Source organism: Blastomonas sp. (assembly GCF_041747255.1).
Taxonomy (GTDB): domain Bacteria; phylum Pseudomonadota; class Alphaproteobacteria; order Sphingomonadales; family Sphingomonadaceae; genus Blastomonas.
In genome coordinates this window covers 1-8,144 of the sequence record NZ_JBGTFM010000167.1, presented here as the reverse complement: position 1 = coordinate 8,144, position 8,144 = coordinate 1, and the positions used below count along the sequence as shown (strand labels likewise).

Genomic DNA, 8,144 nt, shown 5'->3' with positions numbered 1-8,144 from the left:
AGCCGCTCGTCGAGCCCGGTCCAGCGCATGATCGTGTTCGCGCGGGTGCGCACCATTTCGCGGATCAGGTCTTCGTTGGCAAACAACGTACGCTGCGTCCATTTGATGATGCCGTCCATCAGCGGCAGGTGGCGTCCATCGGCAATCGCGGCGCTGAGAATCTGGCCGAGCAACGGCGCGACATCGAGCTTTTCAAGCTGCACCCGCAGCGCCTGCTTGGCATTGCCGCCCAGCCGATCCTGATCGAGCGATTCGAGCACATCGGCGATCAGGTTCGACGCGCCAAAGCGCAGCCGCCCCTCGCCGCCCGAAGGCTGAACCAGAAACTTACCCGCAGCTGCAGCGACATTCATGCCGCGAATTCGACGCGCCACGACCAGCGGAATCAGAAAGTTGCTGCGCAGAAACTGCGCCATCGTATCGCCAATCCGGTCCTTGTTGCGCGGAATGATCGCGGTGTGCGGGATCGGCAGGCCAAGCGGATGGCGGAACAGCGCAGTCACCGCAAACCAGTCCGCCAGCCCGCCCACCAGCGCCGCCTCGGCAAAGGCGCGCAAATATCCCCAGCGGCTGTCGACCACCGTCTCAGCCCAATGCCCCGCCAGAAACACGCTGGCCATCAGCACCAGCATGCCGGTGGCGAACATGCGCATCCGGCGCGCCGGATCAACCAGCATTGGGGATCCTGCAGGCTTTATCACGGGCGCACTGGCCTTCACTCGGCTGGGAGCACCTGCGGTTTGGGCCCCGTTCCCATCAACGCCTCGTCATCGGCATTGTCGCCGGGCTTATAGGTCAGCAGCTTCTTACGCAGCCAAGGCCCAAGCCGCTTTTCCACGCCGTCGGCAAGGCTGAAGCCCGCAGGCACGATGACCAGCGTCAGCAGCGTGGAAACGATCAGCCCGCCGATCACCACCGTGCCCATCGGCGCGCGCCATGCGCCATCTCCCGAGAGCGACAGCGCGGTTGGCACCATGCCGGCGGTCATCGCGACCGTTGTCATCACAATCGGCTGAGCGCGCTTGTGCCCGGCCTCCATGATCGCTTCCAGCTTGGGAACGCCGCGCTGCATCTCCTCGATGGCAAAGTCGATCAACAGGATCGAGTTCTTGGACACGATCCCCAGCAGCATCAGCACACCGATCAACACCGGCATCGACACCGGTTGACCGACGATCCAGACAAGAAAGATGCCTCCCAGCGGGGCCAGCGCCAGTGATCCCATGTTGACCAGTGGCGACATCAGCCGCTTGTAAAGCAGCACCAGCACCGCGAAGACAAGCAGGATGCCGGAAATCAGCGCAATCATGAAATTGACGGCCAGTTCGGCCTGCCATTCCTGCTCGCCAAACGGCTTGTTGCCAACACCGCTTGGCAGGTTCTTCATGATCGGCAACTTGTTGATCGCCGTCATCGCTTCTCCGGTCACAACACCTTGCGCCAGGTCAGCACCGATGAACACGCGACGTTCCTGATTATACCGCTGGATCGAGGTTGGCCCCGAGCCAAAGCTGATATCGGCCACGCGGCTCAACGGTACTGATCCACCGGCGGCTGTCTGCACCGGCAGGTTCTGGATGGTGTTGAAATCGTTGCGCGATTCCTTGGGAAGCACCACGCGAATCTGTATCTGTCGATCCGACAGCGAGAACTTGGCCGAGTTTTGCTCGATCTCGCCCAGCGTTGCAATGCGGATCGCCTGGCTGAGCGCGGCCGTCGTGATGCCAAGCTGGGCCGCAAGGTCCGCACGTGGCTTGATGATGATTTCCGGACGCCGCATGTCTGCATTGACGCGCGGGCCGGTGACCTGCTTGAGGCCCTTCATCTGCTCGACCAGAGTCCCGGCGGCGGCATAAAGCTTCTCGGGGTCGGACCCGGTCAGCATGATGGAGATGTCACGGTTGGTGCCGCCACCGCCCGATTGCGAAGCAAAGCTGACGCGCGCGTCGGGAACAGACTGCAAAGTCTTGGCAAGACCCCGCTCAAACTCGATCGAGGTTTTTTCGCGCTCTTTCTTCAATGTCACGAAAATCGTGCCGTTGCCTTCGCGAATGCGAACCAGCGCGCGTTCAACCTCGGGCTGCTTGTACATGATTGCAGCGACCTTGTCGGCGACGACTTCGGTTTGTTCGAGCGTGGTACCGGGGACCATCTCGATCTGGATGCGGCTGTTGTCTTCGTTGATCGTCGGCTGGAACTGTGCGGGCGTGATCATGAACAACACGACCGTCACGATAAACGCCAGCAGGCCAACCCCCATCATCCATACGCGATGATCGAAAAAGAGCGCTAAAAACTTGCGGAAACGGCTGGGATTTTCACCGCGAAAGCTGCGGGCGCGGCCCTGGTCGAGCGACCATCCGAGTATCCGCATATAACGGTCGGTCAGCGGACCCTCGCCATGCGCGGCATGACCCTTTGCCTCAAGGAAATAGGCCGCGACCATTGGCGTGATCATGCGCGCCACTGCCAGACTCATCAGCACCGAGATAACGACAGTAATGCCGAAGTTCTTGAAGAACTGGCCCGAGATTCCCGGCATCAACCCGACCGGCAGGAACACTGCCACGATGCAGAATGAGGTTGCCACCACCGCGAGCCCAATCTCATCGGCGGCATCAATCGACGCCTGATAGGCCGATTTGCCCATGCGCATATGTCGGACGATGTTTTCAATTTCCACGATCGCGTCATCGACCAGCACACCGGCCACAAGTCCGAGCGCAAGCAGCGAGAGAAAATTGAGGTTGAAGCCCAGCAGATCCATGAACCAGAAGGTCGGGATTGCAGACAGCGGGATGGCGATTGCCGAGATGATCGTCGCGCGCCAGTCACGCAGGAAGAAGAAGACCACGACCACAGCCAGCACCGCGCCTTCAATCATCGCGGCGATTGAGCTTTCATACTGGCTTTTGGTGTAATCGACGCTGGAGCCAAGCCGGATAAAATCTATGCCGGGATTCTCTTTCTTCATTTCCTCCATCACCTTGATGGATTCGTCATAAACGGTCACATCAGATGCACCCTTCGAGCGGGTCATCGAGAAGTTCACAACCTCTTTGTTGCGCACCTTGCTGATCGATGTCGGTTCGCCAAAACCGTCGGTCACGGTCGCAATATCGGTCAGCTTGATCGTGCGGCCGCCCCCGAGCGGGACCTGCACCTGAGACAGATCGAATGCGCTGTCGGCGTTGCCCAGAACGCGCAGCGACTGCCGTGTACCGCCGACATCTGCGCGGCCGCCGGCCGCATCGACATTGATCTGGCGCAGGGCATTGTTGACCTGGCTTGCGGTGACACCCAGCGACTGCATTCGGGAAGGATCGAGCACCACACGAATTTCGCGTTCCACTCCGCCAAACCGGTCGATCTCCGACATGCCATCGATGGCCAGCAGACGTTTGGCAACGGTGTCATCAACGAACCAGCTGAGCTGTTCGATGGTCATGTCATCGGCCTCGACCGCGAAATAGGCGATCGGCTCGCCGGTCGCATCCACCTTGGTTACCGAAGGCTCGAGGATGCCCTCGGGCAGGCTGCCGCGAATCTGGTCAACCGAGTTCTTGACTTCGTTCACCGCCTCAATGGTGTCAGTGCCGATCTCGAATTCGACAAAGGTGCTGGAACTGCCCTCGCTGGCGGTCGAGCTTATGTTCTTGACACCATTGATGCTGCGCACCGCTGCTTCGATGCGCTGCGTAATCTGGTTTTCAATTTCGGTCGGCGCAGCGCCGGGTTGGGCAACACTGATCTGAACCGCAGGAAAATCGATGTCCGGATTGTTCACCACGTCCATGCGCGTGAAGCTGAGGATGCCGGCAAACAAAAGGCCGGTGAAGAAGACGAGCGGAATGATCGGGTTGCGGATCGACCAGGCCGACATGTTCCTGAAGTTCATCGCTCTATCCTTGAAACCTTGGCCTTGGCCCCTGGTCGTGCCCTCACCGGTCGCACTTTAAACTACGTCATCACCATAAGGCCAGATGCAGGCCACGAGCAAGCCAGCGCCTGGCAAACTGCTGTCTGACAGGCAACCGGTTCGACCAACGCCTGCCCGCGCTAGACAACCAGCGTCAGTCAGCGTCAGGCTGGACGATCAACTGCGCGCCCGGCCCTGCACTTGCGGCCGCACCGTTTCACCCGGGTTGAGGAACCCGCCAGCATAAAGCACTACCCGCTCCTGCCCGTTGATGCCTCCGACGATGGCGATGCCGCGCGGCGTCACCGCTCCGGTCTGCACATCACGCCGTTCGACCTTGTTGTCCTTGCCGACAATGTAAACGTAGCTGCCCTTGTCATCGCTGAGCACGGCAGATTCGGGCAACACCGGCGACTGGGTGGACCCGCTGATCACCGCCGCGCTGGCAAATCCGCCCGGGCGCAAACCCTTGTCATAAGCGAGCGAGATGCGCGCGATTCCCTGACGCGAGGTCGCGTCGATGATTGGCGCCAGCTGCCAGACCTGGCCTTCGTAGCTTTTGCCAGCACCCACGGGGCGCACTTCGGCGCGCACCCCGACATTCAGCAGCGCCAGATCCGCCTCGCTCATCTGGGCGCGCAATTCCATTTCGCCGCGCGCTGCCAGGCGGAACAGCACGCCGCTGCCGCCACCGACCACCTGGCCGGGCTCAACATTGCGTTCAAGCACCAGACCGGCCTCGGGCGCACGAATGTTCAGGCGACCGGTGCGTTCCTGCGCCTCGCGCAGCTGTGCCCGGGCCACTTCAACTCGCGCCACTGCCGAATCGCGTGTGGCGCGGCGGCGGTCTACATCCGCCTTGGAGATGAACCCACGGTCCACCAGTTGCAGTGCGCGGTCGAGTTCGTTCTGCGCGAGCACCGAGTCCGCCTGCGCAACCTGGATTTGCGCGGCAAGCGACCGGGCCTGCTGTGTCTGTACGTCCTGATCGATGATGGCGAGCACCTGTCCGGTCTTTACCCAGTCGCCCGGCTGCACCAGCACACGGATCACCTGGCCGCCTTCGCCGGCAATGCCAACCGGCATTTCGCGGCGCGCCGCCAGCGTCCCGGTGGCGTTGATCACGCGTTCGACGTTGCCGCTGCCCGGGACAATCACCGTCACCGCAGGTGCCTGCGAGTCGCTGCCGCCGGCGCCAGCGCTTGCGCCTTCGCCCGCTGCTGTTTCGGCTTTGCCGCCAAAGAAATAGATTCCGCCAGCGATCAACAGCGCAATCACAACGACAAGCGCGATGATCCGGTTCCGGCGAGATTTCGCGGTCTGAACCGTATCGACGTCGTGCACATCCTCGCTGCGGGCGGTGATGCTGTCGCCTCCAAAGCTGCTTTCGTAGTTCATCGCCAGATCCGTTCAAATCGAATGGCGCAGCGCCCGATGGCTGCCAACCGCCGAAACCGGCAGATCCGCGATATGCCACCAACACCACACCTGAAGCCCGCAAGCAAACCGTCAAGGGCCGCAGAGCAGGCTGGATAGCACTGTGTTATCCAATTAAGTCACCAAGCGCAAGCCATAAACCAGCCCGCTTATCGGAGGCCCATAGGCGTTGTTTGAATGGTTGGCAAATACATCAAAACGACGGGATACGGCGGACCTGGTCTCGCCGCATCCCGTCGCAGGAAAGTCTTAAAATGCCTTGGTGCGATCAGCGCGCACGTCCACGTTGCACCAGATTGACGATGAAGAGCAGGACCAGTGCACCGATGAATGAGGTCAGCAACGTCAGCGGATCAAACGCATCGTCCCTCAGTCTGCTGCCACCGATGATGCTGCCAAACAGGAAACGCCCGAGAATGGACCCGACGCAGCCGACAATAATGTTCAGGAAAATCCCCATCTGGGCATCGCGGTTCATCACCTTGCTGGCCAACCAGCCCATGATACCGCCCATGATCAATGCCAAAATCCAACCCATGTTATCGTCCTCCTGTTGCCGGACACGCACCGACGCGCCCTGGCGTGTGTTACGAGGTAAACGCACATGGGTTCCCTTGCCAGCCAGATTGATACAGAAAAAGCGCGCAAATGATGACAACAAGACCCGCTGCCGCAAGCTTGACGTCACTGGATCATTGGCCCCCAAGCCACGCGGCCCTTAAAAAAGCGCTGCGATGAAAATGCAAACTGAGCCTCTGAAAAATGCTCAAGTTGTTTTGCCTTATGGGTGCCACTGCCCTAAGGGCGGTGGTCGCGCAGGCACAAGCCCATCTAGCATCAGCCCAAACTGATTCGGATCGATGCTCGGGTCTGGCCTGTATACACCCGGTTCAATCGCAAAGAATTGCATCACCATGGCATCATATAAAGACCCCGGCTTTCAGGAGCGCGTGGCGCTGGCCCAGAAGGCCAAAGAAAAGGCGCTCGAAAAGCTGCGCAACAAACCCGCGCCAGATCCAGCGCTGGTTGCCGAACGGCAGGCCGCGCGTGAAGCCAAGGAAGCTGCGCAAGCTGAAAAGCGCGCCGCCAAGCAGGCCGAGCGTGAACAGGCCAAGGCTGAAGCCATCGCGCTGGCCGAGCAGGCCGAGCGCGATGCCGAAGCCAACGCCAAACAGGCGGTGCTTGACGCCGAGGCGAATGCCCAGCAGGTCGAAGAAACCGAAGCCGAGAAGAAGCTCAAGCGCGACGCCCGCTATGCCGCGCGCAAAAAGCGCAAATAGTCGCGCTGCGGCGCGTTTGAGCCATGGTCCCGCGTGAACTGATTGCCACCGCCGATGTGCCCGGCGGCGATGAGCCGCTGCGCCTGATCCGCCGGGGCGACGAATTTTCAATCATGCTCGGCAGCAACGAGTTGATGAACAGCCGCCTGAGCGGATCGGAAGAAGCGCTGGCGCAGCTGGCGCGCGACAGGCTTGTCAACACGGCAACGCCTTTGGTGCTGATCGGCGGGCTGGGCATGGGCTTCACCCTGCGTGCGGCGCTTGAGGCGTTCGGTGCGCAGGCCAGGATCACGGTTGCCGAACTGGTGCCGGAGATTGTCGCATGGGCACGCGGGCCGATGGCGCACATCAATGCATCCAGCCTCGAAGACCTGCGAGTCACAGTGCACATCGGCGATGTCGGGGCGTTGATCGCAGACGCGCGCAACCGTTACGATGCCATCTTGCTGGATGTTGATAACGGCCCCGATGGCCTGTCGCGTGCAGGCAATGATGCGCTGTATGATGCTGCCGGACTTGCCGCCGCGCACCGCGCACTTGTCCCGGGCGGGGTGCTGGCGGTCTGGTCCTCGGCGCCCGACGCGCGCTTCACCGCGCGGCTGCGCAAGGCCGGGTTCAACGGTGAGGAGACAACTGTCCGCGCCCGGTCCAACGGACGCGGCGCGCGACACACCATCTGGCTGGCGGTCAGACCTTTTGCCTGATCATTCCTCACGCCGCTCACCCGGAAGCGGCTCTACGCCATAAGGCTTGACCAACGCCCAGACGTGATCGGGCACCATCGCCTTCATGCGCCTGGGCGCGGCGCGGCGCAGGTGCAACACGGTCTCGATCGCCTTCATCTCCAGCCGGGCGCGGGCGAATTCAAGTCCGCGCGGGCCGATGCGCGGCATCAGCCAGCCGACAATGCGGCGCATAACCTTGGGCATCCGGCGCAGCGGCAGGCCGCCGGCCGCGCGCTCGGTGTTGGTCAGGAACCCCTTGACTGCCCCGGCGCGCTTGCCCGCATTGCCCATGGGCCGCGTGTGCAACTCGTCGCCAAGCAGCGCGACCAGTTCCTCTCCACGCGCGTTGCGTACCAGCAGCCATTGCTCGCCCTCGCCCGCCATATAGCCGACGGTGATGTCGGCCAGCACATTGGTATAGTCGACACAGGTACGGCAGGTGACCGGGAAAAAATCAGGCGGCAGGTCCGATATCGGCAGCTGCAGGAAGGGTATCTCCTGCCTGCGACCATCGGCAAAGCGCAGTTCGACATGATAATCGGCGCGAAACTCAAGATAGGTGATCGTCTCGGGCTGGTCAGACAGCAGCGCCAGAAACGTGTGGAAGTTTTCAGTGGTGGTGTTGTCCGAACATGGCGTGCCGATCACGTAAATCCGCTCAAAGCCGAGCTCGGCCTCGATCTTGCGCAGCGCGTGAATCTGGCACGCAACGCCGATCACCGCGATCCGGCGGTGGCCGGCGGCGCGCGCCGGTTCGAGCAGCGCGAGCAGCGGCGCATAGCC

General features: G+C 61.6%; 7 protein-coding genes. 2 read left to right on the top strand and 5 right to left on the bottom strand.

The window, feature by feature from the left end:
• From ACEW8G_RS06055 to ACEW8G_RS06040, 4 genes are all read right to left on the bottom strand, one after another.
• Positions 1 to 677: DUF445 domain-containing protein (locus tag ACEW8G_RS06055; RefSeq protein ID WP_373487541.1), on the bottom strand; the 677-nt coding region annotated here is incomplete at its 3' end.
• A 38-nt stretch (positions 678 to 715) separates the two neighbouring features.
• Complete coding sequence (locus ACEW8G_RS06050) at positions 716 to 3,898, bottom strand: efflux RND transporter permease subunit (protein WP_373487540.1); 3,183 nt, start codon at positions 3,896 to 3,898, stop codon at positions 716 to 718.
• 198 nt (positions 3,899 to 4,096) lie between these two features.
• Positions 4,097 to 5,317, bottom strand: coding sequence for an efflux RND transporter periplasmic adaptor subunit (locus ACEW8G_RS06045; RefSeq protein ID WP_373487539.1), 1,221 nt, complete (start codon positions 5,315 to 5,317; stop codon positions 4,097 to 4,099).
• Between the two features lie 307 nt (positions 5,318 to 5,624).
• On the bottom strand, positions 5,625 to 5,894 hold the full coding sequence (locus tag ACEW8G_RS06040; RefSeq protein ID WP_373487542.1) for a GlsB/YeaQ/YmgE family stress response membrane protein: 270 nt from the start codon (positions 5,892 to 5,894) through the stop codon (positions 5,625 to 5,627).
• Positions 5,895 to 6,270: 376 nt separating this feature from the next.
• On the opposite strand from ACEW8G_RS06040, the gene ACEW8G_RS06035 reads away from it, so the two are divergent.
• Both ACEW8G_RS06035 and ACEW8G_RS06030 read left to right on the top strand, forming a co-directional pair.
• Entirely contained in the window at positions 6,271 to 6,636 is a 366-nt protein-coding gene (locus tag ACEW8G_RS06035; protein WP_373487538.1) for a DUF6481 family protein, read from the top strand.
• A gap of 23 nt (positions 6,637 to 6,659) precedes the next feature.
• On the top strand, positions 6,660 to 7,340 hold the full coding sequence (locus tag ACEW8G_RS06030; protein WP_373487537.1) for an MnmC family methyltransferase: 681 nt from the start codon (positions 6,660 to 6,662) through the stop codon (positions 7,338 to 7,340).
• Here the strand turns inward: ACEW8G_RS06030 and ACEW8G_RS06025 are convergent.
• On the bottom strand, positions 7,341 to 8,144 hold an 804-nt coding region (locus ACEW8G_RS06025; RefSeq protein ID WP_373487536.1), incomplete at its 5' end, for a Coenzyme F420 hydrogenase/dehydrogenase, beta subunit C-terminal domain. It abuts the gene before it with no gap.